The organism is Vibrio satsumensis (genome assembly GCF_050337435.1).
Taxonomy (GTDB): domain Bacteria; phylum Pseudomonadota; class Gammaproteobacteria; order Enterobacterales; family Vibrionaceae; genus Vibrio; species Vibrio satsumensis.
The window spans coordinates 228,400-254,987 of sequence record NZ_JAKJSX010000007.1 but is presented as its reverse complement, the minus strand read 5'-3'; the positions used below and the strand labels follow the sequence as shown (position 1 = coordinate 254,987).

Here is a 26,588-nt window from a genome sequence, read left to right as displayed (position 1 = left end):
CTTGCCTCCTTTAGTATGCGTGTTCTTCAAGGAGGCATTTCATGCGACGTATTATTCTTACCGGATTAGCCACTCTTCTCACAGCTTGTGCTAATCAACCCTCAGAAAACACTTCTCAAAAAGTGGTTCAACCGGAAACCGTTTCCACCTACTACGATTACCAGTTTGCCTCACCACAAGGCGAAGCACTCTCACTTAACGCTTTACCTCAAGAGTTGCTAGACGCTGACGTCATTCTTATTGGCGAATGGCATACTCACTCCGCCATCCACCGCTTTCAAACTGATTTCTTAAAAGCGCGCCGCAATGCAACATCAAACATTACACTTTCAATGGAACAGTTCACTCGAGAGCACCAAACCACACTCGACCAATACTTAAACGGTGAAATTGGCGAACAAATTCTCATGTCTCAAGCAGCGGCGTGGCCAAATTACGAAAGTGATTACCGCGCGTTAGTTGAGTTCTCAAAAGCCAACGACGTCGATGTTATTGCGGCAAATGCACCAAAGCCATTCGTTCAGTGCATTGGCCGTAAAGGATTGCCTTACCTAGACCAATTATCGACCGAGCAACGCCTATGGATTGCTGCAGAAGTGGATACTGGCGATAGCCCATACAAAGAAAAGTTCATGGCTTCTATGCATCACGGCACGCCAGAGCAAACAGAAAAGCAGTTTGCCGCTCAAGTAACCTGGGATGAAACCATGGCTGAATCAATTGTGGATTACCTAGCGTCGAATCCGAATAAACAAGTGATTCATGTAGCAGGCATGTTCCACACCGAGGGTGGTTTAGGGACGGCGGCATCAATTCTACGCCGTAACCCTGATTTGAAAATCGCCATCATCAGCCCAGTTGAAGAGATCACATCGGATAACAGCGATTATCAGCTTGAAGTTCTCTCGCCACCGGCTCGCTTTGTTAAGAAAGAGAACCGAATGAAGGCATACAAGCACCTGTCAAAACGCAGTGCTAGCCTAGAATGTGACTAAACCATTCTTCTAAGCTAAAGAGTCGATGGACTAATCCTAGATAATCAGTCCATCGTCAGAACTAGATCACGTTCCCGTCATTCATCCTAACTCTATCTAAAATCAAACATTCTTATCGGCACAGGACTTGCTTAGTAAATAGACAATTTAACCAAGCAGAAGAAAATGTAATGTGCGAATAAAAAACATCACTATCGATGATTAATTGCACAAGTTTTTCACACCTCTGCCGATACTATATTTAAGGATAGGTAAGGAGGGCGATATGACGCCAGTAGGAACGAGTAATACTCAGCTGTATTCACCTTCGCAAATGAATGCACAAGCTAAAAGCACTGAAGCTGAACAGCCTGCACCTCTTAAGGTTGAACAAAATACCGTCAAGCTTTCTGATGAAGGCAAAGCTCTATTATCTGCACTTAAAGAAATCGATAAAGAAGCCAAAAAAGTCGAAGCTGAAAACGCGACCGTTACCGATAAGGTAGAGTCATTTGCTCATGGCGCTTTAGGTATGGATCATCCAGATAAGATTGAAGAAGAGGACGATGGTTCTTATTCAGCAGGGCAATACTTATCCGCAGCGGCAACCGTTGGTGGCATCCTACTCGCTTTAATCTAACTTTACTCTCCTGTTACCGCAGATTTCCTTCTGCATTAAAGCGATTTGTCGTCACGACAACAGACCCGATTTGGTCTAAAAAACGAGTTCATTCCATAATTCCGCTCTCATTTTAATGGAATAATACTCGTGAAAAACACTTTTGAGCTTATTGACAAGCCTACCTTCTTTGGTGCGATTGCACTCCTACTCACGATAGTTTTCCCGCTAATTTTGTTCCCAGCACAGGGCGCAGACTGGATTGCGGTTGCGAAAACATTCATGACTGACCAACTTGGATTTCTATATCTTGCACTAGGCCTCGCTGCCTGTGCATTTATGGTTTACGTTGTGTTCAGTGATATGGGACAAATTAAACTGGGCGAAGCTGATGAAGAGCCTGAATTCAAAACAGCATCATGGGCTGCAATGTTATTTTGTGGCGGTATCGGTGCAAGTATCTTGTACTGGGGCTGTATTGAGTGGGCTTACTACTACCAATCACCTCCTTTCCAACTAGAACCTGGTAGTGAAGAAGCGGTTCGTTGGGCTGCAACTTACGGTTTGTTCCACTGGGGACCAATCGCTTGGTCTATCTACCTGATCCCGGCGATTCCTATCGCTTACTTCTTCTATGTACGTAAACAGCCAGTTCTAAAGATCTCTAGTGCGTTAATGCCTGTTCTTGGTGAACACCGCAGTAAAGGCGTACCTGGAAAAATCGTCGATATCCTTTTCATTTTCGGTCTATTAGGCGGCGCTGCAACAACGCTAGGTTTAGCTGCACCTCTAATCACTGAAGGTCTGAATCACCTATTTGGTCTACCTAAAAATAACCTAACGCAAGTGATGGTTCTTTTAGTGTGTACTGCGATTTTTGCTTACTCATCTTATGCTGGATTGGAAAAAGGCATCAAGATCCTAAGTAACATCAACTTCTGGGGTGCGATGGGTCTACTGGCTTTCGTTCTGATTGCAGGTCCAACAATCTTCATGCTAGAAACAGGTTTAGACTCAATTGGTCGTCTACTATCTAACTTCTTCGTGATGGCAACTTGGGCTGAACCATTTGGTGGTTACGGTACCTTTGAAAATACTCACTTCCCACAAGACTGGACAATTTTCTACTGGGCATGGTGGCTAGTATTTGCACCAAGTATGGGTCTGTTTGTTGCGCGTATTTCTCGCGGCAGAACCATCAAACAAATGGTGTCAGGTTCGATCTTCTTTGGTTCTCTAGGTTGTTTCTTATTCTTCATGATTTTAGGTAACTACGGCTTATCACTGCAACTTTCTGGTGAGCTAGATGTCGTTGCTATTTTGAATGCTGAAGGCGCAACCAAAGCTATCTTCTCGATGCTTGCCCAACTGCCAATGAGCACACTAGTTATCGCGGTATTTACACTACTGTGTATCATTTTTACTGCGACAACCTTTGACTCAATCTCATACATCCTAGCGTCTGTTGTACAAAACAACGTGACAGAAGAACCAATGCGTTGGAACCGTATGTTCTGGGCATTTACTCTATCGTTCCTACCAACGATTCTAATGTTCTTGGGCGGTCTAAGTACGCTACAAACGGCGGCGATTGTTGGTGGCCTGCCGCTGCTTGCTATCTCTGTCATGTTGATGATTTCAGCGGTTCGTGCGACAAACCTAGACCTGCGCCATCAAGATGCGTACATCGAGCCAACGATCAACATCGAAGAACTGCCAGACATGGACCCTTGGTCTGCAGAAGGTATGGCGCTGGCTCAATTTGAGAAAGAAAAAGATGCTGCGCAAGAAGCCGCAGAACTTGAGCGTATTGCTTACACAGAACTTGCCGCAGTGAAGAAAGAAATTCGCGCTTATGTGTTAGAACAAGGTTCACAAATGGAAACTCACGAGTTACCAGAGAATCTACAACAAGCACTTGAGTTGGCCGAGAGTAATCTTAGTGCCGCACAAGCGAAAAAGATCGAGTTATCTGAGCAAGCTCAGAATGCTCGTATCACGTTCAACCAGGTGGTTGCAGACTTACCGCTTGCTTGACATTAGCCATGACGCAGTCCATTGATTTGGACCCTCCTAAATACGACCAAGGCTCACAGAGATGTGAGCCTTTTTTTATGCTTTTCTAAAAACTTGAGTTATTGCTCAATTTCATATTGATGAAATAAATATGAAACGACTTTGACACAAATCGGTGTTCTAATCATCCCGCTTATATAAAAAGGGATAACTAATGAAGAAGTTTATGAAACCAATTGTTACCGCAGTGGTAACCTCTACACTCTCATTCAACGTACTTTCAGCAGAAATCAAAAATGTCATTCTGATGATCGGCGACGGTATGGGACCTCAGCAAGTTGGCTTATTGGAAACCTACGCAAACCAAGCGCCAAATTCAATCTATAAAGGGAACAAAACGGCCATTTATCAACTTGCTCAAGAAGGGGTTATTGGTTCATCCCTAACGCATCCGGAAGACGCAATCGTAGTGGATTCAGCTTGCTCTGCGACCATGCTTGCAACGGGTATCTACAGCGGTTCAGAGGTGATCGGTATCGATTCTCAGGGTAACCATGTTGAGACAGTACTTGAGAAAGCGAAAAAAGCAGGCAAAGCGACCGGCTTAGTTTCCGACACGCGCTTAACTCACGCGACCCCTGCTTCTTTCGCCGCTCACCAACCTCACCGTTCTTTAGAGAATCAAATTGCATCTGATATGCTAGCAACCGGCGCTGATGTGATGCTCTCTGGAGGACTGCGTCATTGGATCCCTAAATCGACCAACGACAAAGGTGAAACCTATAAGCAACTTGAAAAACTAACTCAAGGTGATGTTTATCTCAAATCGAAGCGTAAAGACGACCGTAACCTGCTGACTGAAGCAGAGAAAGACGGCTACCAACTGGCGTTTAATCGCAACATGCTAGACGACGCTAAGGGCGATAAACTACTTGGCCTGTTCGCCTACTCAGGCATGGATGATGGCATCGCTTACAGCAACAAGAAAAAGAGTGGCGAACGAACTCAGCCAAGCCTGAAAGAGATGACACAAAAAGCGCTCAACATCCTATCCAAAGATGAAGATGGCTTTTTCCTAATGGTCGAAGGCGGCCAAATAGATTGGGCGGGACACAGTAACGATGCAGGCACTATGCTGCATGAACTGCTCAAATTTGATGAAGCGATCCAAACAGTGTATGAATGGGCAAAAGATCGTGAAGACACGATCGTGATTGTAACTGCAGACCATGAAACAGGATCTTTTGGCTTCAGCTACTCTTCTAACGACCTACCAAAACCACAGAAACGTTCTGGTGAAGCCTTCGCCGACCGCGACTATGCACCTAACTTTAACTTTGGTGCATTCGATATTCTCGATGGTTTATATAATCAGAAGCAAAGCTACTACGGCATGATCAGCGAATTTCAGAAGCTGGATAAAGCGCAGCAAACACCTGAAAAGCTCGCTGAGATCGTCAACAAAAGCAGTGAGTTCCCTATTACAGCTGAACAAGCGAAAAATGTATTAGCAAGTAAGCCGAACCCATACCGATTGGCTCAGCACAAATATTTGTCGGCAGAAGAAGTGCCTGCTATCAACGATTTCGATGCATTCTTCCCATATAACGACCGTGGCAACCTACTTGCTCGAGAACAAGCAACAGGTCAAAACATCGTTTGGGGTACAGGTACACACACTCACACACCAGTGAACGTGTTTGCTTGGGGTCCTGCTGAAAAGATACTGCCAGTTTCGAAAATCATGCACCACTCAGAACTAGGTGAGTACATTAAACAACAAGTAAACTAGCCTGAATCTTTTTTGCTCGTTTAACTTTAGCGCCCTTCGGGGCGTTTTTTGTTTTAAACCTTTAAGCCTTTAAACTAAGTAAGTTTCAAATTTAGGTGACGCCAAATAGCAAAACAGCCGCTATTGAGCGACTGTTTTTCTTTAATCATTAACGATTTGGGTGGTTCAAAATGTGGTCTTCCCAATCAACAACATCAATTTCGTAAACCACTTTATTACGAACACTTTCACCAGCTGCATGCATCTCTGTTTTTGATCCAGTGATCAATGGGTGCCACTCAGGGATCGGCTTAGATTCAGATAGAAGACGATAGGCACAAGTATCTGGCAACCAATGGAATTCATCGATCTTGTCACGAGTCAGCTTCAAACACTCTTCACCTGAAGTGAAGCGGTTCGGGTAATCTTTACATGAACATGTTTTGTCGTTTAACCAGCTACACGCTACATTGGTGTAGTACACTTCATCGCTATCTTCATCCATTAGCTTATGTAGACAACACTTACCACAACCGTCACACAGTGATTCCCACTCATTCTCGGTCATTTGTTCTAGTGTCTTTTCTTGCCAAAATGGATTCGTCATAGGATTACTTCTTACTCTTTTACTGGGGTGCGTGTTATACCGCTAGCCCATAAAAAGTTCAAGGATAATAATTGTTCATTCTTTGATTCAATCAACAGCTGTCACTCTCATCATTTTTTGCTACTATCGCGCACCCTGTTATTTAGTGAGTTTAATTTGATGGAATGTCGCCTAGGTTGTGGAGCATGCTGTGTCGCTCCAAGTATTACATCTGCTATTCCTGGAATGCCAAATGGCAAGCCTGCTGGCGTGCGTTGCATTCAATTAAATGAGCAAAATCTCTGTAAGCTATTTGGTCAGTCTTCACGCCCCAAGGTGTGTCACCAATTTAAAGCTTGTCCTATCATCTGTGGAAAAACAGATCAAGAAGCACTTGATAACCTTATTGAGCTCGAAGCAATAACCTAACAATACTTTTCTTTTTATATATGCCCAAGATTTCACAACTTTGATAAATTTAAACTATCTTATTGATACTGGTAAAGATTAATAAGGATCGTTATGAATAGGTATATCGCAGAAATGTTCGGTACATTTTGGTTGGTGTTAGGTGGTTGTGGTAGTGCAGTATTGGCCGCCGCTTTCCCCGATGTGGGAATTGGTCTACTCGGAGTTTCCCTCGCCTTTGGTTTAACCGTACTCACCATGGCCTTTGCTATTGGGCATATATCAGGTTGTCACCTCAACCCAGCTGTCACCATCGGTCTATGGAGTGGTGGTCGCTTTGATGGCAAAGATGTTGCGCCTTATATTATTGCCCAAGTGATTGGCGGTATTATCGCGGGTGGCGTGCTATTTGTTATAGCTTCCGGCCAAGCAGGTTTTGACGTTGTCTCATCAGGCTTTGCTTCAAATGGTTATGGTGAACACTCTCCAGGAGGCTATTCACTTACCGCAGCACTCGTGTGTGAGGTTGTCATGACCATGGTGTTCCTGTTCGTGATTATGGGCGCAACCGATTCAAAAGCACCGGCTGGATTCGCACCTATCGCTATCGGTCTATGTTTAACCCTAATTCACCTTATCAGCATTCCTGTAACCAACACCTCAGTGAACCCCGCTCGAAGTACTGGCGTAGCTGTGTTTGTCGGTGATTGGGCTGTGTCGCAATTATGGCTATTCTGGGTTGCACCGATTATTGGTGCCGTGATTGGCGCAATGATCTACAAAGCAGTGAGAGGTTCAGATTAAGTCCTATAACTCAATCAAAACCTACGTTAAATAAATGCAAGGCCGTTAAATTAGCGGCTTTGTGTTTTATGTCGTTTAGTTACTTATAAAGCTCTACCTGTATCTTCCTATCACATCGGTCACCTCTAGCTTAATAACTTTTGGTTAACAGGGCTATTCCATTGAATCATTAGCCGCAGTTGTCAGTGCTGCGCATAATGCACCCCATTCCCTATACCGATGGACATAACAATGAAAAAAACACTACTTGTACTAGCTCTTTCTTCTTTAACGGCAACAACAGCTTTCGCTAACGAATCGGCACCAACCCCTGAATTAATGCCAGAGCCAATTAAAACCGAGTTTTTTGTTGGTGGTGGTTTGGGTTACCACTCGGCTAAAGCTCAAATCTCTGGACCTGGCTTTAAAGAAAGTAAAACAGCCAAAGGCGCTGCTTTCCATATTCGTGGCGGTGCTTACATTCAAGAAAACCACAGAATTACTGGTACGATTAACTTTACTGGTGACAATGAACTATGGCATAGCCGTGGGGATCAGGACGAAATTAATCTAGATTTAGCTCAGACAGAGTTCCTTTTATCTTATGACTATATTCACGCCATTAACTCTCAGTTCTCCGTATTTGGTGGCGCGACGGTTGGTATGACACAAAACACTTTTAAAGGCGAGTATATTGATCTAATTGACTCTTCAGAGAATGGTTCAGCTAAATCTAAAGAAACTGACTTTGTGTACGGTTTACAAGCCGGTGTTCAATACAAGATCATGAAAAACGTTTCTGCCGATTTCCAATACCGTCATATGTTCGAATCATATTCTGAAGGCAATTTAATTGAACTATCTGTACCAAACAACAGCGAGTTTACTGTGTCTGTCGATTACCGCTTCTAATTAGATAGTGATATTCAGCTAAAGTGAATATAGGGAAGATATTCAGACTGCCTTAATAAAGAAAAAGCCGCTCAGTGATAATTCACCAAGCGGCTTTTTTAGATCTTATGACGACCGAGTAAGGAGTGCGAAAGCGTGGTGCCATCCACCAGCTCTAGCTCACCACCAACGGGAACACCATGAGCGATACGGCTTGCGTTCACTTCATGGGCATTACATAGCTCAGCAATGTAGTGCGCTGTCGCTTCCCCTTCAACTGTCGGGTTGGTCGCTAGGATTACTTCAGAGATATCACCACGTCGTAAGCGGTAGTCCAGCACATCGAGACCGATATCACTTGGACCAATACCATCAAGTGGTGAAAGGTGACCCATAAGAACAAAGTAACGACCAGAGTATTGGCCAGTTGCTTCGATAGCTGCAATGTCTGCAGGGCTCTCTACTACACAGATTTGACCATTTTCCTGACGTTTAGGATTGGTACAAATGTGGCAAGTATCTTCTTCAGTAAAAGTACGGCACTCATTACAGTGACCAATTTCGGTCATTGCTTGGCTAAGAGCTTCAGCCAACTGTAGGCCGCCTTTTCTATCGCGCTGTAACAAATGAAAGGCCATACGCTGCGCCGACTTGGGGCCAACCCCAGGTAGACAACGTAAGGCCTCCATCAAATGCTCCAGCATATGACTGGTACGCATATTTAACCGTTCTAATTTTCAAGTAACGGTTTACTCAAGATAAACCGCAGCTTGAATAAACCTTTAGAAATAGTTTCTTAGAAAGGCATCTTCATACCTGGTGGAAGTTGCATTCCGCCAGTTACGCTAGCCATTTTCTCTTTTTGAGTTTCTTCAACGCGACGAGCCGCATCGTTGAAAGCAGCAGCGATAAGATCTTCAAGCATCTCTTTATCGTCTTCCATTAGGCTTTCATCGATATCAACACGGCGAACGCTGTGGCTACCAGTGATCGTTACTTTTACAAGGCCAGCACCTGACTCACCTGTAACTTCCATATTTGCGATTTCTTCTTGAAGCTTTTGCATGCGCTCTTGCATTTGCTGGGCTTGCTTCATCATGTTGCCCATACCGCCTTTACCAAACATGTTAATACTCTCTGGTCTAATTGGTTTATTAAAATTAATTAAGCTATACGTGCTTAAATGGGGGTTAAGCCAGTGTGATTCAACCCCTCGATGTTCAGTTCTCAGATTTGCTTATCTGGGATGATATGCCGGTCACTAAACGAGAAAGTGTTCTAGATAGGACGAACGCTGTCTCTGTCGAGTTCTGCAGCAAAACGTCTTTCGATAAACTGTACGTTGGCATCGTTTTCCAAACTGGTAAACGCGTCTTTCAACTTGCCTTGGTACAACCTTTCTCGTAATTCTAGTGGCGTTTCTCCACCATCACCGATTTCAACACTCAAATGACACTCCTCTCCGAGCACAGTATTGAGCGACTGTAATAGTTCGCTCTGCGCGCGGTCCGTATTCAAGTGAGCTTGGCTCGCTCTTAACGTTAAAGTGATTGATGTGTCGTTTTTAGCAAACACTGAGTTCAATGCTAACTGTTCAACAAGCTTGGCTGTCTCTAGCTTTTGAATCGTGGCGGACCATTCATCTTGAGCAATCGACTCTTGAAGCAATTTATCGACCATTTCTGGTGTCTTAATATGCTCTAACGCACGCTTGATCTGAGTAGGTGTAAGCTCTTTGCTCACCTCTTTCACTACAGGTTTAGACGGTTTCCAGCGATAAGGTTCATTATCATTGGTTACCTTTTCTGCAGAGGAGGCAGATAAAGAAGCTGGCGACACCCGCTCAGAGCCACCGTGTTGCTGAGCAACTCGGTCAAGAACTGAAGTTTTAGCTGGTGTCGCTTTAGCCTTTTTTGGCGCTGAACCTTTGTTGTCCGGTGTTGTACTGCCCCTGCGTTGAGAACGCAATTGGTGGCGTAAACCACTGACAGGTGAAGCCGGACGTTCTGATTGTCCTTGCGGAGCAGCAGAAGCAGGTGGCGCTGAAGGTGCAGCGTTTTGCGGCTGAGCTGGCGCTTGATTCTGATAATTCGATTGTTGAGGCTGCTCTGCACCGTAGCTAGGACGTTCGTCATAAGCCGGTGGCGCATCATACTGACTATGCGGGTAACCCTGTTCTGGATAACCTTGGTTGCCTGCGTGATCAGCGTAACCTTGCGAATCTGAATACTGTGCCGGATTCTGCTGTGGAGCCTGTTGTACCGATTGTTGCTGCATAGCTTGCTGTTGAGGCGCCTGTTGTTGCATCTGAGGCTGTCTCGGAGCTGCCATTGGCGCAGGTTGGCTCACAGATTGAGCAATGCTCTGAGCTTGAGCTGCTGGTGCAGTGCTTGTCGACTGAGTCGAGATTGCTGTTGCAACCGTTTGTTCAGCAGGTCTAAAGGCCAACATGCGTAAAACTACCATCTCAATACCAACACGAGCGGTTGGCGACAACGGTAAGTCTTCACGACCTTTCAACACGATCTGGTAGTAAAGCTGAATGTCTTGAGGGCTTAGTGCCTTACTCAACAGTTCTAGCTTCTCAGCATCTGGTTGTGCTTTATCTAATGTGGATGGCAGAGCTTGGAACATCGCCAAACGATGGAGTTGAGTCGCAAGCTGATTCAGCAAACCATCCCACTCTACGCCGTTCTCAGCAAGGCTTTGAATACAAGCCATAGCCACTTGAGGCTGCTTACTGCTGATCGCTTCAAGCAGGTGAATTGCTTGGTCGGTGTCTAGCGTACCGAGCATGTGAGCCACGGTGTCTGTCATGACATTACCGTTGCCTAATGCGATAGCTTGATCCGTTAAACTCAGAGCATCACGCATACTGCCGTCAGCAGCATGAGCAATCATCCCTAGCGCACGAGGTTCAGACGTCACACTCTCTTGTTCAAGAATGTGGTCAAGCTGTTCGTGAATATTATCAACGCTGATCGGCTTAAGATGAAACTGCAGACAACGCGACAAAATCGTCACAGGAAGCTTTTGCGGATCAGTCGTTGCGAGCAAGAATTTAACATACTCAGGCGGCTCTTCTAACGTCTTTAGAAGCGCGTTAAAACTGTGCCTAGAAAGCATGTGTACTTCATCGATAAGGTAAACCTTAAAGCGACCACGCGCTGGCTTGTACTGAACATTGTCCAGAAGCTCACGGGTATCTTCTACCTTGGTACGTGATGCCGCATCGATCTCTAGCAGGTCAACAAAGCGACCTTCATCGATCTCTTTACAAGTTGCACATTCACCACAAGGGGTTGAAGTAATGCCTGTTTCACAGTTAAGTCCCTTAGCAAACAAGCGGCCGATGGTCGTTTTACCGACACCGCGTGTTCCGCTAAATAGGTACGCGTGGTGCAACCTATTTTGGCTAAGGGCATTCTCTAATGCTGTTAAAACATGGGCTTGACCAACCACTTCTTTGAATTTGGTTGGTCGCCATTTTCGCGCTAACGCAAGATAGCTCATGAATAATTCCGAAAAGGATTAGTGGCCGTCGAATTCGCAGATGCTAAACACTTCTAGACCTAAGCCTTGTAAGCGCTTGTCACCACCGATTTCTGGAAGGTTAATAACAAATGCAGCGTGTTCTACCACACCACCTAGCTGACGAATCAACTTTGTTGTTGCTTCAATCGTACCGCCCGTTGCTAGCAAATCATCAACCATCAACACTTTATCGCCTTCAACGATAGCGTCAGTATGGATTTCTAGCGTATCTGTGCCGTACTCAAGCTCATAAGATTGTGCCACAGTTTCACGAGGCAGTTTGCCCGGTTTACGAACAGGAATGAAGCCAACACCTAGCTCTAGTGCCAAAGGCGCACCAAATAAGAAACCACGAGCTTCAGTACCAACGATCTTAGTAAAGCCCATGTCCTTGTATGTTTCCGCTAGCAAGTCGATTGTCGCTTTGTAAGCCGCTGGATCTTCCATCAAGCTTGTTACGTCACGGAATAAAATACCCGCTTTAGGGTAATCAGGAATGCTTTTGATGCTTGCTTTGATCAGAGAGATTTTTTCTGTGTTCATAATCTTATGCACTTCATTAGGCCGCTTTCCAAACTCTCGTCAACGAATCAAACATCAACGCTTGGAATTAAGGAAAGGTACGATTGGTATTCATTGCAACGAGAGTCATAACTCTGATTGCTGAAATAATAAACGCCCGCTATACAAGCAGGCACACTGGCTTAATGGTAGTGATTTTCTTTGCTGTCAGCAACCAACTCATGAGTTGGAAGTCGCATAAACCATGTGAGAAGAATAACAAGTACACAAATTAGGAAAGCCTTGACCCACATGATAGGGGCAAAGTAGATGGATAACGCAAAACTCAACAAGATAAAGAATACGCCGCGCGTTTTAACTTGTTTGGTTACGGCACCGTGTTGGTACCAATTGTTCAGTAAAGGACCCAGCGTTTTGTGCTCGTGCATCCATTTATGAACTTTCGGATTACTTCGCATGAAGCATGCGCTAGCAAGAAGGAGAAAAGGTGTGGTTGGCAGAACAGGTAAAACTATCCCTAGAACTGCGAGAAATATGCAAAGGCCACCAGCAATATTGAGACTTAAAACTCGAACGCTAATTGTGGCCTCCTTGAGTTAGCTATCGTTAATCAGCGACGACAGCTTAACTAGAATGTTGCGTAACCATTGAATACACGGATCAACGTAAGTGTTGCAGGTAGCAATGGGATCATTAAAAATGCGGCTAGAAAGCCTAAAAAATAGAATACATTAAACGGGTCTTGAAAGTCTTTGTTATCTGCCATGATTGCTTCTTGTTTTTGTTAGTAAAGGTAAGTATCTGGCGAACCAAACCCGCTTTGCTAAATCGACATTTAACAAAAAAGGCATAGCCGCACCATTTGCGCAACTATACCTTAATCAATTATTCACAAAAACCGAGGAAATATAGGGTTAATCGGTAGACCCTTGGTGTATGTCTAAACTAAAACTTGCCGCTCCAAGTAGGCTTAACGAAAGTTGGCAGCCCTGTTCGATCGGAAGGTCCCGCGTTATAAAGTTCTTCTTGCAGTTCTCGCCCAAGCGCTCACCTGCTGCAATATGTTGATTCAATTCACCATTCGACCATTGCCCATCTAAGCCCGCAGGTAAAATGGAGATGGTTCCCTCGGCAAGGTCGGCAACACCAAACAAGGCATTCACTGGGGTAGAACATTTAGAGCAACGAATCCCCTTCTCTAAGATCTCAGCAATATCTTTGAGATCAACATTAAAATCTTTTCTGTTTCTTATGTAATCGTGGAACAGCGCTCTCACCAACAATGTTGTTGCTGAGCCGCCATTATCAGAAGACGATGAATCGACGAGGTAAAAAGCAAATTGCCCGTTCATCATCCACGCATAATCAAACACAAGTGGCATCATCTCTGTTGATTGCAGTAAACGGTAACTGCAACGCCATGAGCCTTGTCGCGTATCTTTCTCTGGAAGCAGCGCATGCAGTAAATCTTTTGCTGCGCTTGGATTATCTTGAAGGTAATTCAGGTGCCAATGCAGTTCTTGGTCTTCAGGGATCTCTCCCCCGTCATCCACACAGAACCACTGGCTCGAAAAATCTCGTTGGTCTGAAATGTTATCGAACGAATCTGTCAATGTATTCGCAATCGCACTTCCTAGATGACCGTGATCCTCTAACGGTTTCGCTAAAAAGTCTTTAATACCAAATCGCAAGGCTTTCGCCACATCAGACATATCATCAGTGCCGGACACCACGATCATAGGCAGTGACGGGTACTCTAAACTGAGCTCTTCCACAAGCTCTATGCCATCAAGTATTGGCATTGATAAGTCACACACAATTAAATCTGGCGCTGAGTCTCTAAGCTTTTGCAGAGCGTCCAGTCCATTTTCAGCCTCAACCACTTTATAACCGACCTTGTCTAGGTACGCGCTGGTTATACGGCGAAAAATAGGATCATCATCAACCAACATCACGCATTTTTGGTTAATTACTTCCTGAGCCGAGGTCATTACTGGCTGACTGTGAGTTTTGTACATAATCTATAACCTCACAAAACTAAGTCGAATTATTATTGTTATCTGTTCTAAGAACTAATATAAAACTTAGTAATAAAATGCTAAATACACAAATTTGCACTCTTTGCTGGTAATTCGTGACCAGGGTTGGAATACTTGTAAATAGTGCAACGAGTTGACGTAACGCAAACATTGATCTCACTGTTACGTATAAATTAGATGAGATTGTAAACAAATGTGTCTGGATTTATGAAATTAGATGATTTAAACCTCTTTCGACTCGTCGTTGAAAATGGGAGCTACACCGCAACATCGCGCAAGACTATGATTCCGGTTGCGACCATCACACGACGCATCCAAGCCTTGGAAGATTCTTTGAACCTTAGGCTTCTCAATAGACACGCGCGTAAACTTTCTTTAACAGAGGCAGGCGAACGTTTCTTCAATGAATGCTCTCCGCTGTTGCAACGTCTCTCTTCTACCGCAGAAGAGTTAACTGACGTGTGCAAAGGCGCTTCCGGTAAGATTCGTATTACGGCCCCCTCAAATCTGACCAAGCGCATGATGATGCCAATGTTCAGTGAATTCATGACTCAATACCCTGATATCAATATTGAGCTGATGATGAACAACCAAGCAGATCAGCTGGATCCAACTGAGTGGGACGTAATTTTCCGTGTCGGCCCGCAGCGTGATTCAAGCCTAATCGCTCGCAAAATCAGTGAAGTCAAAGATATTCTTATCGCGAGCCCTGAGTACTTAGCGAAGAACCCAGCTCCAAGCCATGCTGAAGAGCTAGCGAACCATTCGCTACTCAAAGGCTACCCGCTGATTAAGTGGCAGCTGAGTAATTCGAATGAAGAGACGGTGGTAAATAGCGAGAAAGGCCGTTTCAACGCCAATGCGCTTAATGTCGTGAGACAAGCTTGCTCAGAAGGCCTAGGTATTACCCTGATGCCTGACGTGATGATTCGTGAATACATTGAAGATGGCAGCTTAGTACAAGTCTTAGAAGACTGGAGCGCTAACCCTCGTGATATTTATATGCTTTACAACCACAAAGACCATCTACCAGAGAAAGTTAGATTGTTTATTGATTTTGTGATCGCGTACCACATTCATTAAGATCAATCTCCTTCTCCACAAACAAAAAAACCAGAGCCGATGCTCTGGTTTTTTATTTTCTGTATCGCTAGCAATATTGAATCATTGCTAGCAAAAAACTCTTTATTACTGACGAAACGCTAATTAAGCACCTTCATTGTGTAACTCTAAGTTCGCAAGATCTTGTTGAATCTCACGTTGAACCTTTGAGTCGTCATTACGCAAAGAGTCTAGGAAATCTAGGTACGCTTGGTCGATATCGCCCGTTACATACTCACCGTTGAATACTGATGTATCGAAGCGTGCGATGTCTTGATTGCCCATGCCTACTGCAGAAATCAAATCTGGTAGTGTTTGGAAAATCAGAGCATCTGCGCCAATCTGCTTACAAATCGTTTCGTTATCACGACCATGAGCAATCAGCTCTGTCGCGCTCGGCATATCAATGCCGTAAACGTTAGGGAAGCGAACCTCTGGAGCCGCTGATACCATGAAAACCTTGTTTGCGCCAGAATCACGAGCCATCTCGATGATTTGCTCTGATGTCGTACCACGAACGATAGAATCGTCAACTAGAAGAACGTTCTTACCTTTAAACTCAGAGCGGATTGCGTTGAGCTTACGGCGAACCGACTTCTTACGTTGTTGCTGACCAGGCATAATGAACGTGCGGCCAACATAGCGGTTTTTCACGAAACCTTGACGGTATGGCTTATTGATCGCTTGAGCAATTCGTAGCGCAATATCATTCGATGTTTCAGGAATTGGGATAACCACATCAATATCTAAGTCTGCATACTCTTCTTTAATACGCTTACCAAGCATCTCACCCATCTCAACGCGTGCGCTGTAAACCGAAATTTTGTCGATAAATGAATCTGGGCGTGCAAAGTATACAAACTCAAAGATACATGGGTTTAGTTGTGGGTTGTCTGCGCATTGCTTAGTGAAAAGCTCACCGTCAAACGTTGCGTAGATAGCTTCACCTGGTGCTACGTCGCGCATGAAGTCAAAACCAACAGCATCGAGTGCTACCGATTCAGACGCTACCATGTACTCTGTTTTACCTTGAACTTCACGCTTACCAAGGCACAGTGGACGAATACCATGTGGGTCACGGAATGCAATCATACCGTGGCCGATGATCATCGCAGTTACAGCATAAGCACCACGAATTGTACGGTGCACATTTGCAACAGCGCGGAAAACGTCATCTGAAGTCACGTTACCTTTAACGGTATCGATCTCATGAGCTAATACGTTCAGTAGAACTTCAGAGTCAGAGGTTGTATTTACATGACGACGGTCTTTTTCGAACAACTTTTCACGAACTTCATTTGCGTTCGTCAGGTTACCGTTGTGTGCCAACGTAATGCCAAAAGGAGAGTTTACGTAAAAAGGCTGAGCTTCAGACGCACTTGAACTACCCGCTGTAGGATAACGAACATGGCCAATACCAACTTCACCTTGTAGGCGCTGCATGTGTTTTGCTTCAAAAACATCTTTTACTAAACCGTTCGCCTTACGCAGACGGAAACGATTGCTTTCTATGGTACAAATACCAGCGGCATCTTGGCCACGATGCTGCAATACCGTTAAAGCGTCATAAATAGACTGGTTTACAGGTGTTGAACCCACGATTCCAACAATACCACACATGTCCTAATCCTCGATTTTTCGACATTAACTGGCGCTAGAGCGCGCCAGATAAGAAACTAGATGTTGCTTGTAAATGCTCGAAGAACGGCGCAATGATTCGACTAAATTCCGGAACCAATTGCGAATTCTTCCACCACTCAGAACTTGGGAATGCAGTAAACGCATCCATGAAAAACAACACTGCAGAAACAATCAAAACACCACGTAAGCCACCAAAGACGACACCGAGGATTCTATCTGTACCTGACAGGCCTGTTTTCTGAACTAGCTGACCGATGACATAGTTAACTAAGGCACCCACAACTAACGTTGCAACAAACAATGCTGCTATCGCAGTTCCGTTTCGAAACATCTCATCTTCGATATTGGTGAAGTACATCGCTAATTTAGCGTAGTACTGGCTAGCAATAAAAAATGCTCCAAACCAAATTACGAGTGACAAGGCTTCTTTAGCGAAACCACGAACTAAACTGATCACGGCAGAGAAGCCGATCACGCCTAAAATGACAAAATCTAACCAATTCATGAATTCTTCATCTTAAGTTGGCGCGCATTTTAACAGAAAAAATGCTGACGCAAACGTTTTCTTATGGATTTAACGGTTTAAATTTGAGCAACTGGCCTTTTGAACCCGTAATTTTTTCTAATTCCTTAATTTGTCGCTCAAGTTTGGATTTAGAGACATCCGGGCCAATAATTACTCGCGTAAAAGTTTTTTCTTGCTTGGTGTGAGCCTGATAACCGCGCTTTTGCAGATCCTTAACAACATTTTTTGCGTTGTCAGCATTCTTCAAAGCCATCAATTGAATAATCCAAGCACTGTCTTGGTATTCATTTTTTTCCGGTACTGGCTTAACCACGACCGCCACTTTGTCTGCTTCTTTATTATTGGAAGAAGACGCGGTTTGCGTGTTTGAATTGTCAGTACGACCACTTTCAACCACTTGCTCAACCGGAGAATCCGGTAGCGCTATCTGATCTTCAACAGGATCGAGTACTTCAAACACTTCAACATTACTATCAAGCTCAGGCTTAATCGGAATGCTTGCAAACTCTTCTTTATAGTGGAGCTTCTTACCATCTAGCACATCGGGCAATACAATCACGCCAATGGCCACTAAAATGATGGTGCCGACTAATCGGCTTTGGAATTTACTTGCCATTTAGTTTCCTTTTTTCTGCCAATGCTCCAACACTTCACCCACGGTATGGAAAGAACCGACAACCAACACAACATCGTCACCTTTAGCAGCAGCTAAAGCCGCTTCAAACGCTGCGACAGGGTTTGAATGCTGCTCTACGCTGTCAGGTAGGCTTTGACACAATTCAGCGGCTGTCGCTGCGCGTGGCCCTTGTAATGAAGCTGGATACCAATGAGTTGCGATTGGCGCTAATACTTCCAATGTCGCTGGGATATCTTTGTCATGAAGCATGGCGACTACAACGTGTAAATTTTTACCTGCATACTTCTTCGTAACTTGCTGCGCAAAATATTCAGCAGAATGAGGGTTGTGCGCCACATCAAGCACAATCACGGGTTGTTCGCTAATTTGCTGCATACGCCCTGGAAGCTGCGCATTCTTCATACCGTTAACAACGTTCACGTCACTAATACTAAGCTCTGATGTGCCCAATGCCATCAACGCAGTTGCAGCATTAGGTAACGGCAGGCTTGGAATAGGTAGCGATTCCAGTTGAAATGCGCCACTGCGCCAGTTCCACGTATCACCGTCAACATCATAGGTGTATTGGATACCAACTTGGTAGAACTCAGCCTTAATGTCATCAGCGTGTGCCGCAACCGTTGCCGGTGGTTTAGGTTGACCACAAATAGCTGGTTTACCGCTACGATAAATGCCCGCTTTCTCAAAGCCAATTACATTGATGTCATCACCAAGCCAGTCAACATGGTCGACAGCCAAACTAGTAATCACAGAAACATCATGCTCAACGATATTGGTAGCGTCTAAACGTCCGCCTAAACCAACTTCTAATAGCACAACATCAACCGCTTCAGTTTGAAACGCACGTAACGCAGCTAAAGTGCCATATTCGAAAAAGCTCAGGCTAATTTCGCCACGCTCTTTTTCAATGAAATCGAAAGACTGAACCATCTTTTCATCAGATAGATCTTGGCCGTTGATACGAACACGCTCGTTATAGCGAATTAAGTGGGGAGAGCTATAGACACCAACTGAGTAACCAGCGTCCAATAGAATCGCTTCCATCAGTGCACATGTAGAGCCTTTGCCATTGGTTCCGGCAACAGTAATAACATGTTGAGCAGGTTTGGTAAGGTTTGCCTTAGAGGCGACGGCCTGAACTCGGTCTAATCCAAGATCAATAGCGGTTGTGTGGATGTTTGATAAATAATCAAGCCACATCTCCAAAGAGGATGTGGCTTGAGGAATAGGTTGTTGACTCATCTAACTCATAACCATAATTAAGTTGGTTTGTTAGAAGGTACTTTACCCTTTTTCTGGCGCTTCTGGTACTTCATAAGTAGCTTCATTCGGTGAATCGTTCACAGAAACTACTAATGGTGAAGGCTGGTTGGTCATTTTAGCAACAAGGCTTGCAACGCGCTGACGCATCTCACGACGGTCAACGATCATGTCGATAGCACCGTGGTCTAGAAGAAACTCACTACGTTGGAAACCTTCAGGAAGGTCTTCACGTACCGTTTGTTCGATTACACGACGTCCAGCAAAACCAATCAGTGCTTTTGGTTCACCAATGTTGATATCGCCAAGCATTGCCAAACTTGCAGAAACACCGCCCATTGTTGGATCGGTCATTACTGAAACAAACGGTAGGCCTTTCGCAGATAAGCGCTCTAGAGCTGCACTGGTTTTCGCCATTTGCATTAGAGACATCAATGCCTCTTGCATACGAGCACCACCACTTGCAGAGAAACAAACTAAACCACAGTTGTTCTCAATAGCAGCATCTACCGCTTTCACAAAGCGAGCACCAACAACAGAACCCATTGAGCCGCCCATGAATGAGAATTCAAAAGCACACGCTACAATAGGTAAACCAAGCAGTTCGCCTTTCATTGCAACTAATGCGTCTGTCTCACCACTGTTCTTTTGAGCAGCAGAGATACGTTCTTTGTAACGCTTTGAGTCTTTAAACTTCAGCTTGTCTTGTGGCTCAAGATCAGCACCGAGTTCAACACGCTCACCTTTGTCTAGGAAGGTATCCAGACGACGACGTGCTTTCATGCGCATGTGATGGTCACATTTTGGACATACTTCTAGGTTACGCTCTAGTTCTGCATGGTACAGAACCTGCTCACAAGAAGTACATTTAGTCCAAACACCCTCAGGGATAGACGCTTTACGAGATGTTACGATGTTGCTTTTTTCTAAAATCTTTTCAAGCCAACTCATGGAAGACCTTTTTGTTTCGATTCTTCCGCTTGATTGCGAAAGAAATAAATTTGGGAATTATGCGTGGGAATTAAAGCACATAAAACAGCGACTGTAGATAAAAAACTGGTTGTACCTATTTTCTGGCACTATCTTACGCACTAAACCGTAATATTTTTTGAACCTAAGTCTCACATTTAGTTCAAATTGTCCGGCAAAAATAGAGGACCAATTGGCTCTCGTGGTAGCTCAAAATGTTCAGGATAATCAACATCCACAAGATACAAACCTTCCGCTTTTGCAGTTGCGCCGGCTACTTTTCGATCTTTAGCTTCTAAAAGCCACTGGATCCACTCTGGTTTCTGCTCACCTTTACCTACGGCAATAAGGCTACCAGTAATATTCCTCACCATGTGGTGAACAAACGCATTCGCTTTAATATCAATCACAATGTAGTGTCCATGACGAGTCACGTTCAAGTGAATCATGTTTCTCCATGGGCTACGGGATTGACAATGTGTTGCCCTGAACGAAGTGAAATCATTCTCACCAAGTAAGTACTGACCCGCTTCGTGCATTTTTTTCTCATCAAGATGGCCATGATAATGGCTCACGCCTGAATTCAAAATGCCAGGGCGAAGTGCATGGTTAAAGATAATGTAGCGATAACGGCGGGCAGTTGCTGAGAAGCGAGCATGAAAATCCTCATTCACTTCTGTCGCCCAACGAACCGCAATATCTTTTGGCATGTTGGCATTCGCGCCCATTGTCCATGCCACCATTTTACGATCGACATTAGTTTCAAAGTGAACGACTTGTCCCGTACCGTGAACACCGGCATCTGTACGACCTGCGCACATAACTTCTACAGGGTGATTCGCGACAACTGAAAGAGCCTTTTCCAATTCTTCTTGGACACTTTTCACGTCTCGTTGGCGCTGCCAACCAAAGTAGTGGGTACCGTTATATTCAATACCTAAAGCAATTTTCATGTTCTTGTTCTCTTTGAAAATGGGCGAGAAGTATATACGGAAATCAGTGCTAGCCCAAATAGGATGGGGCTAAAACTTCAATAAACAATCAGCATCGACCTAGGCGATGCTTTTGGGAAAGCAAATCAAACAATAGCGCTCTGTATCATCTAAAAATAAAGGGTAGCCAACGCTACCCTTTATGATTTGTTAATTTATCGACCGTTTAACGAATCGATAAGATTTTTTGCCTCTCGACGAATATCATCGCTGCCGTCAACGATTGCCTCTTCTAGAAGCTTAATTGCCCCATGCGAGTCACTCATCTCGATGTAGATTTTAGCCAAATCAAGCTTACCCGCAGCTTCTGCATTACTGTCGACATCATAATTGCCAATATCACCGATAACATCAGGGAATTCGTTGAGACCAACATCCAGTTTAAGCTCTTCATCGTCTGGATTAGTGACTTCTTCACCTTCTCGCTCGACTTGAGCCATCAGTTCATCAATCGTCATGTATTGCTTATCACGACTGCTGCCTGATTCGGTTAGGTTGTCTTGTTGAGCCCAATTCTCTTCTTTGATCTTCGGTTCAGCTTGCTGTTCAGCCGACGCCCAAATCTCTTGTTGGTCGTCAGGCACATCATGATGCATGCTCGATTGTTGCTCTGGCGCTAGGTTAAAGCCTTTCCAGTCTTCGCCACCAACTTCAAGCATGGCATCAATATCTAGCCCTGCACTATCAATCGATGTTGCATCCAATGGCTTATTAAACATGTTGTCGACAGAGTCTTGAACATCTTCAGAAAGCAGCTCAGCTAATGCTGTCTCATCAAAGTCATCAAAGCCTTCTAGTGGTTCGTCTTGAACCGCTGTAGGCGTTGAGTTTAGCTCAGAAGCTGTGCTCAGTGATTCTTCTGGCTGTGTAAAACCAGCCAACTCAGAGTCTTGTGGATTCGAGAAATCTTCAGCCTGACTGAAGCTTTGTGGGTTCGCGAACAAATCATGCAACGCATCTTGCTCTTCGCCTTGTGGGCTGAAAGAAGTCAGTGGTGTTGGTTTCTCTGCAAACGCGTCTGAGATGGCTTCATCTTCACCGTATTCTGGTAAATCAAGCTCATCGAACTCTACGTCTTCATCTTCTGCTACTGGCTCAGCACTGCTTTGCTCAATATCATCTAAAACAGAGTCCGCTTTTGCGCTTTCTTCATCGTACTCTGGAAGATCAAGGTCATTGAACTCGAACTTCTCTGTACCATCAGATAGGTCTTGTTCTAATTGAGCTTCATCCGGCTCACTCACCACTTCAGCTAATGCATCTTCTTCACCGAATTCTGGCAACTCAAAATCATCAAACGAGAACTCTTCTTCACTTTCTGGTTTAGCAGTTTCAGCCTTTGGTGCAGCATCTAGTTGAGGCTCAGCGATTGGTTGTGATTCAACACTTGGTTGAGAATCAATAGCAGGCGTTATTGGTTCTGATGTTGATTCAGCATCAGCTTCTGCTAGTGCGTCTTCTTCACCGAACTCTGGTAGCTCAAAGTCATCAAACGAGAACTCTTCGTCGTCTTGACCCTGAGCGTCAGTTCGAGGTTCAACATCTAATTGAGGCTCAACAGCAGGCATTACTGGTTCTGGTGTTGATTCAGCATCAGCTTCCGCTAGTGCGTCTTCTTCACTAAACTCTGGCAACTCAAAGTCATCGAACGAGAACTCATCTACGCTTTCTTGTTTCGCTATTTCTGATTGTGGCGCAGCATCAGCTTCCGCCAGTGCGTCTTCTTCACCAAACTCTGGAAGTTCGAAGTCATCAAACGAGAATTCTTCTTCGCTTTCTTGTTCTGCCACTTCCGCTTGTGGTGTAGCTTCAACTTGCGGTTCAGCGTCTAACTGAGGTTCAACAACAGGTGTTACTGGTTCTGGTGTTACATCAGTTTCTGCTAATACTTCTGGTGCAGACGTATCGTCTTCAATCAGCCAATCATCGTCTTGCGGCACACCAAATTCATTCGGAATGTTCTCTGGCATATTTGCAGCACGAGCTGGCTCTGGCTCTGGCTCTGGCTCTGGCTCTGGCTCTGGCTCTGGCTCTGGCTCTGGCTCTGGCTCTGGCTCTGGCAAGGATTCAACAACATCTTCAAATTGTTCACTACCTTGGATTTTCGGTTCAAAGTCAAAATCAGAAGCTACGTCCGCAGGCGACTCTACATCGTCGATCGCTTCAGCTAACCAGTCTTCAACCGTCTCTTCTTCATATTCAGAGATATCATTTAAAGATGATGGTGAAGCTTGCTCTTCAGAACTAGCAGCAATGTCTTCGCGCTGCTCTTGTACGTCGGCTTCTTTCGGTTCTGATTCTAGTGACGCAGTTTCTTCTTGAACTCGCTCTTCAAAAGCTGGTTTGTCAAAATCAGAATTCTCAGATAACAGCGAGTCGATATCCAGTTCGTCATCTTCAACCGATGATGCAATTTCGTCCGCTGATGCTTGGTTGCTATCTGAAAGAGACGCTTGCTCTAGTTCAACCGTATTTTCAATTGAGGGCTCAACAGGCTCTTCTGTCGCTTGCAGCGAATCATTGTCATCAGAAGTCATTAACTCATCAATCAACGCTTCGTCTGTTGTTTCTAGCGAGTCATCAAGCAAAGCATCCGTTGCCGGTGCGACACCGAACAAGTCATCGATAAAGTCATCACGATTGAAGTTTTCATCATTTTCTGGCTTAACGTCAGCACTTTCTTGGATCAGTTCCGAATCTAGCGATTCATCACGAACGATTTCAGGTTGTGTTATTTCACTAATGTCCGACGCTTGCTCAGGCTCAACGTCAGATGTTTCTGAGGTTAACGGAGTAAGAGCAACGCCTGAATCCTTTTCCGGCTCCTCGTTGACGTTGTTAAAACCAAAGGCTGCATCAAGCTCTTTATCAAACGCCTTCTCTTCAGACTCAAGCTCATCTTCAATGCCACTTGTCAGTAAGTCATCAAACGGGTCTAAAGATTCTGATTCTTGTACATCCGCTGAAAGCTCATCACCTGACAATTCACTATCAAGAAAATCATCCAGTAAGTCGGTACTTTCGGCATCAAGTTCGAAATCATCATCGTCAGAATCGCCTATCAATTCATCCAAGGTTTCCGTGCTGTCTTCTGCGATGTTTAGGTCATCATCCGTCGATAAACCAGAAAGCTCTTCAAGTTCAGATAGGGAGTCAAAACCTAAAGGCTCACTTTCAGACTCTACACCCGATTCGTCTTCCAACATTTCATCAAGGAGGTCTGTCGAGTTACTTAGATCAACGTCATCCCCTGCCAATTGCTCATCAAGCAGGTCAACGCTATCTTGAGGTTCTTCATCTACGATTGGCTTATCGAACTGAGATAGAATGTTCTCGATATCATCATCAGACGCCAAACCACTGTTTAAGTTAGTGGCAATCTCATCGTCGCTATCGAGGTTAAAAGGATCATTCGCTTGATCGTTCTGAGCGGCAACCTGAGCAAAGATATCGTCAATATCATCTTCTACGCTAGAAGCCGAAGGTTGAGGGGATTGCTGTTCCGAGATAAGAGCTTCGATATCAAATTCGTCGTTGCTTACATTCTCAGGAGCAGTATCAGTCTGTTGCTCTGAGATAAGCGCATCAATGTCAAAATCATCACTTGCTGGTGTTTCAGTGTTAGACGGCGAATCACTTTGCTCTTCAGAAATCAACGCATCAATGTCGAAGCTGTCGTCATCTTCATCATCAAGAGCAAACAGATCATCTAACAGAGACTGGTCTAGCTCGTTGGAACCTAGATCTTCAGTTTCACCCTCTTGAGATAACAAGGCTTCAATGTCATCAGCAGACATTGCGTTATCATCAGAAAGGTCAAAGTCAACATCATCACTATCGAGTGCGCTTTCCGCTGTTTTGTCTAGCGCGCGCTCCATCTCTTCAAGACCAAGCGCTTTGTCTTCGCTATTAACACTGATACCGTTGCTGCTGTCTAAATCTAGATCGTCGAAGTTAGTATCTAAATCACCATTTTCACCAATGCTGGCAAACGGGTCATCGTCTTCACCATCCAGATTGAAATCAAGATCAGATTCATCTAAACCAGCAAATACATCGTCTTCTTCAACCAGTGCTTGGTCGTCAAACAACTTGTTGGCATCATCTTCTGAGCCAAACAAGTCATCGTCTAAAGAGAGTTCGTTCAGGTCGTCCATTTCATCGCCCAATGCAATAGGCGCAACGCTGCTTGGTTGTGGCTGAATAGGTTGATCTTGAGTGATTTCCTGTTGCTCAGCATTTTTAGAGCGACGGCCTAACAGCATCACAATGATCAAACCAAGTAGCAAACCTGGAATAATCGCAAGAGCCGCCACTAACCAACCATTCGATAACAGTTCGTCCAGTGCACTTGGTGCCATTTTTTCAATTTCGGCGTTCTTTCTGCGCTCTTCATCAAGCAGCTTTTCCACTTCGCTACGAATGCGATCTTCATCACTGAGCTCTGTTTTTAACTCATCGACTTCCGATTGAACATTCGACAACATCAAACGAAGCTGATGGTTCTTCTCTTCAAGTGACAGTAGTTCAGTTTCTGAAAGCTCTAGCTGCTTCTCAAGCTTATTCATCTCTTTCGCTGGAGATGATGGAACAAGCGAGGCAGGTTTCTTAACGTCTTCAGTTGAGCTGGCTTGTTTTGTAGGCGTGGTAGTTTTTGAGCCAGTATTCGATTGATTTGAGGTTTGAACTGCTTTTGGCTTTGAAGCTGCAGGCTTGGTCACTGGCGCATCAAGCTTAGCAAGATGTGAGTTCATGATGTTGATAGCTTGCTGCGTCGAACTTGCACGTGTTTGATCTAAAGAAGGCACACGTAAATTACTGGCAGGCAGCAGGCTATGGATATTCTGGTTTTCAAACGCTTGTGGGTTTAAGCGATAAATAGCCAACAGGGTTTGTTGGACTGACACGGAGTTATCAGGGCGTAACTTTGAAGCAATAGACCACAATGTTTCTGAGCCGCGAGTTGGACCATAGAAACGTGAAGGCTCAGCGCTATTCGATTGCGCTCTTTGAAGAGGTTCTGAAAACGTAGGCGCTGATTGTATCTGACCATTAGGTCCTACAACTCGAATGGAATCTGCACGAACAACGGAAATCTGAGTCGCAATGATAAAGGCAAAAGGCATTAACCACGGCTTGAAAATTTGAAACATAAAAGGCTCAGCTAGGTGCTTAAATTCGGAAAAGTGATGATCTATTAAATATATCGGATAAATGACGTAAAACTATAGAGATGAAAACAAAAAATGTGTTGCAGCAACAATATTCGCAGCAATTTCACACAATTTGACTAACAATATTTTTAATCGATTAAAAAAG

23 protein-coding genes are annotated in these 26,588 nt (G+C 44.5%); 8 read left to right on the top strand and 15 right to left on the bottom strand.

Going from position 1 to position 26,588, the window contains the following annotated elements; all coding sequences use genetic code 11:
- Nucleotides 1-41 precede the first annotated feature (41 nt).
- The 4 genes from L4C44_RS10440 (at nucleotide 42) to L4C44_RS10425 (ending at nucleotide 5,401) form a co-directional block, all read left to right on the top strand.
- Nucleotides 42-995, top strand: coding sequence for a ChaN family lipoprotein (locus L4C44_RS10440; protein ID WP_285953182.1), 954 nt, complete (start codon nucleotides 42-44; stop codon nucleotides 993-995).
- Nucleotides 996-1,260: 265 nt separating this feature from the next.
- Entirely contained in the window at nucleotides 1,261-1,614 is a 354-nt protein-coding gene (locus L4C44_RS10435; RefSeq protein WP_029405548.1) for a hypothetical protein, read from the top strand.
- A gap of 129 nt (nucleotides 1,615-1,743) precedes the next feature.
- On the top strand, nucleotides 1,744-3,630 hold the full coding sequence (locus tag L4C44_RS10430; RefSeq protein WP_285953180.1) for a BCCT family transporter: 1,887 nt from the start codon (nucleotides 1,744-1,746) through the stop codon (nucleotides 3,628-3,630).
- 193 nt (nucleotides 3,631-3,823) lie between these two features.
- Nucleotides 3,824-5,401 (top strand): alkaline phosphatase, encoded by a 1,578-nt coding sequence (locus L4C44_RS10425; RefSeq protein WP_428804980.1) that lies wholly within the window; start codon nucleotides 3,824-3,826, stop codon nucleotides 5,399-5,401.
- Nucleotides 5,402-5,549: 148 nt separating this feature from the next.
- On the opposite strand, the gene L4C44_RS10420 is transcribed toward L4C44_RS10425, so the two are convergent.
- On the bottom strand, nucleotides 5,550-5,987 hold the full coding sequence (locus L4C44_RS10420; RefSeq protein WP_017059388.1) for a YcgN family cysteine cluster protein: 438 nt from the start codon (nucleotides 5,985-5,987) through the stop codon (nucleotides 5,550-5,552).
- A gap of 159 nt (nucleotides 5,988-6,146) precedes the next feature.
- Between L4C44_RS10420 and L4C44_RS10415 the strand changes: the two genes are divergently transcribed.
- The 3 genes from L4C44_RS10415 to L4C44_RS10405 all read left to right on the top strand — a co-directional run bounded on the left by L4C44_RS10415 (nucleotide 6,147) and on the right by L4C44_RS10405 (nucleotide 8,069).
- The gene (locus L4C44_RS10415; protein ID WP_146492279.1) at nucleotides 6,147-6,395 is read left to right on the top strand and encodes a YkgJ family cysteine cluster protein; all 249 of its coding nucleotides are present in this window, start codon (nucleotides 6,147-6,149) and stop codon (nucleotides 6,393-6,395) included.
- Nucleotides 6,396-6,488: 93 nt separating this feature from the next.
- Nucleotides 6,489-7,178, top strand: a complete 690-nt coding sequence (aqpZ, locus tag L4C44_RS10410; RefSeq protein ID WP_327783624.1) for an aquaporin Z — start codon at nucleotides 6,489-6,491, stop codon at nucleotides 7,176-7,178.
- A gap of 231 nt (nucleotides 7,179-7,409) precedes the next feature.
- Nucleotides 7,410-8,069 (top strand): porin family protein, encoded by a 660-nt coding sequence (locus L4C44_RS10405; RefSeq protein ID WP_048662027.1) that lies wholly within the window; start codon nucleotides 7,410-7,412, stop codon nucleotides 8,067-8,069.
- 98 nt (nucleotides 8,070-8,167) lie between these two features.
- Here the strand turns inward: L4C44_RS10405 and recR are convergent, their stop codons facing one another.
- The 7 genes from recR to L4C44_RS10370 all read right to left on the bottom strand — a co-directional run bounded on the left by recR (nucleotide 8,168) and on the right by L4C44_RS10370 (nucleotide 14,122).
- Nucleotides 8,168-8,767, bottom strand: a complete 600-nt coding sequence (gene recR, locus L4C44_RS10400; RefSeq protein ID WP_019823189.1) for a recombination mediator RecR — start codon at nucleotides 8,765-8,767, stop codon at nucleotides 8,168-8,170.
- Between the two features lie 77 nt (nucleotides 8,768-8,844).
- Nucleotides 8,845-9,174: a YbaB/EbfC family nucleoid-associated protein gene (locus L4C44_RS10395; protein WP_017062338.1), complete on the bottom strand. Its 330-nt coding sequence runs from the start codon at nucleotides 9,172-9,174 to the stop codon at nucleotides 8,845-8,847.
- 152 nt (nucleotides 9,175-9,326) lie between these two features.
- Complete coding sequence (dnaX, locus tag L4C44_RS10390; protein ID WP_428804979.1) at nucleotides 9,327-11,561, bottom strand: DNA polymerase III subunit gamma/tau; 2,235 nt, start codon at nucleotides 11,559-11,561, stop codon at nucleotides 9,327-9,329.
- 18 nt (nucleotides 11,562-11,579) lie between these two features.
- A complete protein-coding gene (gene apt / locus L4C44_RS10385) occupies nucleotides 11,580-12,125 on the bottom strand; it encodes an adenine phosphoribosyltransferase (RefSeq protein ID WP_019823185.1) in 546 nt (181 codons plus the stop codon).
- Between the two features lie 161 nt (nucleotides 12,126-12,286).
- Entirely contained in the window at nucleotides 12,287-12,658 is a 372-nt protein-coding gene (locus tag L4C44_RS10380; RefSeq protein WP_146492282.1) for a YbaN family protein, read from the bottom strand.
- A 74-nt stretch (nucleotides 12,659-12,732) separates the two neighbouring features.
- Nucleotides 12,733-12,870, bottom strand: a complete 138-nt coding sequence (locus tag L4C44_RS10375) for a hypothetical protein (protein WP_017067606.1) — start codon at nucleotides 12,868-12,870, stop codon at nucleotides 12,733-12,735.
- 148 nt (nucleotides 12,871-13,018) lie between these two features.
- Nucleotides 13,019-14,122 (bottom strand): response regulator, encoded by a 1,104-nt coding sequence (locus L4C44_RS10370; RefSeq protein WP_048669227.1) that lies wholly within the window; start codon nucleotides 14,120-14,122, stop codon nucleotides 13,019-13,021.
- Between the two features lie 228 nt (nucleotides 14,123-14,350).
- Between L4C44_RS10370 and L4C44_RS10365 the strand changes: the two genes are divergently transcribed.
- Nucleotides 14,351-15,226 (top strand): LysR family transcriptional regulator, encoded by an 876-nt coding sequence (locus L4C44_RS10365; protein ID WP_017067604.1) that lies wholly within the window; start codon nucleotides 14,351-14,353, stop codon nucleotides 15,224-15,226.
- A gap of 123 nt (nucleotides 15,227-15,349) precedes the next feature.
- On the opposite strand, the gene purF is transcribed toward L4C44_RS10365, so the two are convergent.
- The 7 genes from purF to L4C44_RS10330 form a co-directional block, all read right to left on the bottom strand.
- Complete coding sequence (purF, locus tag L4C44_RS10360; protein ID WP_060982247.1) at nucleotides 15,350-16,864, bottom strand: amidophosphoribosyltransferase; 1,515 nt, start codon at nucleotides 16,862-16,864, stop codon at nucleotides 15,350-15,352.
- A 34-nt stretch (nucleotides 16,865-16,898) separates the two neighbouring features.
- Entirely contained in the window at nucleotides 16,899-17,390 is a 492-nt protein-coding gene (locus tag L4C44_RS10355) for a CvpA family protein (protein WP_009848678.1), read from the bottom strand.
- A 61-nt stretch (nucleotides 17,391-17,451) separates the two neighbouring features.
- Nucleotides 17,452-18,027 (bottom strand): SPOR domain-containing protein, encoded by a 576-nt coding sequence (locus tag L4C44_RS10350; protein WP_052878957.1) that lies wholly within the window; start codon nucleotides 18,025-18,027, stop codon nucleotides 17,452-17,454.
- Nucleotides 18,028-19,290, bottom strand: a complete 1,263-nt coding sequence (gene folC, locus L4C44_RS10345; protein ID WP_146492283.1) for a bifunctional tetrahydrofolate synthase/dihydrofolate synthase — start codon at nucleotides 19,288-19,290, stop codon at nucleotides 18,028-18,030.
- 42 nt (nucleotides 19,291-19,332) lie between these two features.
- Complete coding sequence (gene accD / locus L4C44_RS10340) at nucleotides 19,333-20,259, bottom strand: acetyl-CoA carboxylase, carboxyltransferase subunit beta (RefSeq protein WP_017062348.1); 927 nt, start codon at nucleotides 20,257-20,259, stop codon at nucleotides 19,333-19,335.
- 176 nt (nucleotides 20,260-20,435) lie between these two features.
- On the bottom strand, nucleotides 20,436-21,230 hold the full coding sequence (truA, locus tag L4C44_RS10335) for a tRNA pseudouridine(38-40) synthase TruA (protein WP_004734161.1): 795 nt from the start codon (nucleotides 21,228-21,230) through the stop codon (nucleotides 20,436-20,438).
- Nucleotides 21,231-21,424: 194 nt separating this feature from the next.
- Nucleotides 21,425-26,422 carry a FimV/HubP family polar landmark protein gene (locus L4C44_RS10330; protein WP_428804978.1) on the bottom strand — a complete coding sequence of 1,666 codons (4,998 nt, stop codon included), beginning with the start codon at nucleotides 26,420-26,422 and terminating at the stop codon, nucleotides 21,425-21,427.
- Between the last annotated feature and the right edge of the window lie 166 nt (nucleotides 26,423-26,588).

Coding starts and splice junctions, on each gene's coding strand:
- folC (WP_146492283.1), bottom strand. CDS start 19,290: ATGAGTCAACAACCTATTCCTCAAGCCACATCCTCTTTGGAGATGTGG.
- apt (WP_019823185.1), bottom strand. CDS start 12,125: ATGAACACAGAAAAAATCTCTCTGATCAAAGCAAGCATCAAAAGCATT.
- recR (WP_019823189.1), bottom strand. CDS start 8,767: ATGCGTACCAGTCATATGCTGGAGCATTTGATGGAGGCCTTACGTTGT.
- purF (WP_060982247.1), bottom strand. CDS start 16,864: ATGTGTGGTATTGTTGGAATCGTGGGTTCAACACCTGTAAACCAGTCT.
- dnaX (WP_428804979.1), bottom strand. CDS start 11,561: ATGAGCTATCTTGCGTTAGCGCGAAAATGGCGACCAACCAAATTCAAA.
- L4C44_RS10375 (WP_017067606.1), bottom strand. CDS start 12,870: ATGGCAGATAACAAAGACTTTCAAGACCCGTTTAATGTATTCTATTTT.
- L4C44_RS10405 (WP_048662027.1), top strand. CDS start 7,410: ATGAAAAAAACACTACTTGTACTAGCTCTTTCTTCTTTAACGGCAACA.
- L4C44_RS10420 (WP_017059388.1), bottom strand. CDS start 5,987: ATGACGAATCCATTTTGGCAAGAAAAGACACTAGAACAAATGACCGAG.
- L4C44_RS10365 (WP_017067604.1), top strand. CDS start 14,351: ATGAAATTAGATGATTTAAACCTCTTTCGACTCGTCGTTGAAAATGGG.
- L4C44_RS10425 (WP_428804980.1), top strand. CDS start 3,824: ATGAAGAAGTTTATGAAACCAATTGTTACCGCAGTGGTAACCTCTACA.
- L4C44_RS10440 (WP_285953182.1), top strand. CDS start 42: ATGCGACGTATTATTCTTACCGGATTAGCCACTCTTCTCACAGCTTGT.
- L4C44_RS10355 (WP_009848678.1), bottom strand. CDS start 17,390: ATGAATTGGTTAGATTTTGTCATTTTAGGCGTGATCGGCTTCTCTGCC.
- accD (WP_017062348.1), bottom strand. CDS start 20,259: ATGAGTTGGCTTGAAAAGATTTTAGAAAAAAGCAACATCGTAACATCT.
- truA (WP_004734161.1), bottom strand. CDS start 21,230: ATGAAAATTGCTTTAGGTATTGAATATAACGGTACCCACTACTTTGGT.
- aqpZ (WP_327783624.1), top strand. CDS start 6,489: ATGAATAGGTATATCGCAGAAATGTTCGGTACATTTTGGTTGGTGTTA.
- L4C44_RS10370 (WP_048669227.1), bottom strand. CDS start 14,122: ATGTACAAAACTCACAGTCAGCCAGTAATGACCTCGGCTCAGGAAGTA.
- L4C44_RS10395 (WP_017062338.1), bottom strand. CDS start 9,174: ATGTTTGGTAAAGGCGGTATGGGCAACATGATGAAGCAAGCCCAGCAA.
- L4C44_RS10415 (WP_146492279.1), top strand. CDS start 6,147: ATGGAATGTCGCCTAGGTTGTGGAGCATGCTGTGTCGCTCCAAGTATT.
- L4C44_RS10435 (WP_029405548.1), top strand. CDS start 1,261: ATGACGCCAGTAGGAACGAGTAATACTCAGCTGTATTCACCTTCGCAA.
- L4C44_RS10350 (WP_052878957.1), bottom strand. CDS start 18,027: ATGGCAAGTAAATTCCAAAGCCGATTAGTCGGCACCATCATTTTAGTG.
- L4C44_RS10330 (WP_428804978.1), bottom strand. CDS start 26,422: ATGTTTCAAATTTTCAAGCCGTGGTTAATGCCTTTTGCCTTTATCATT.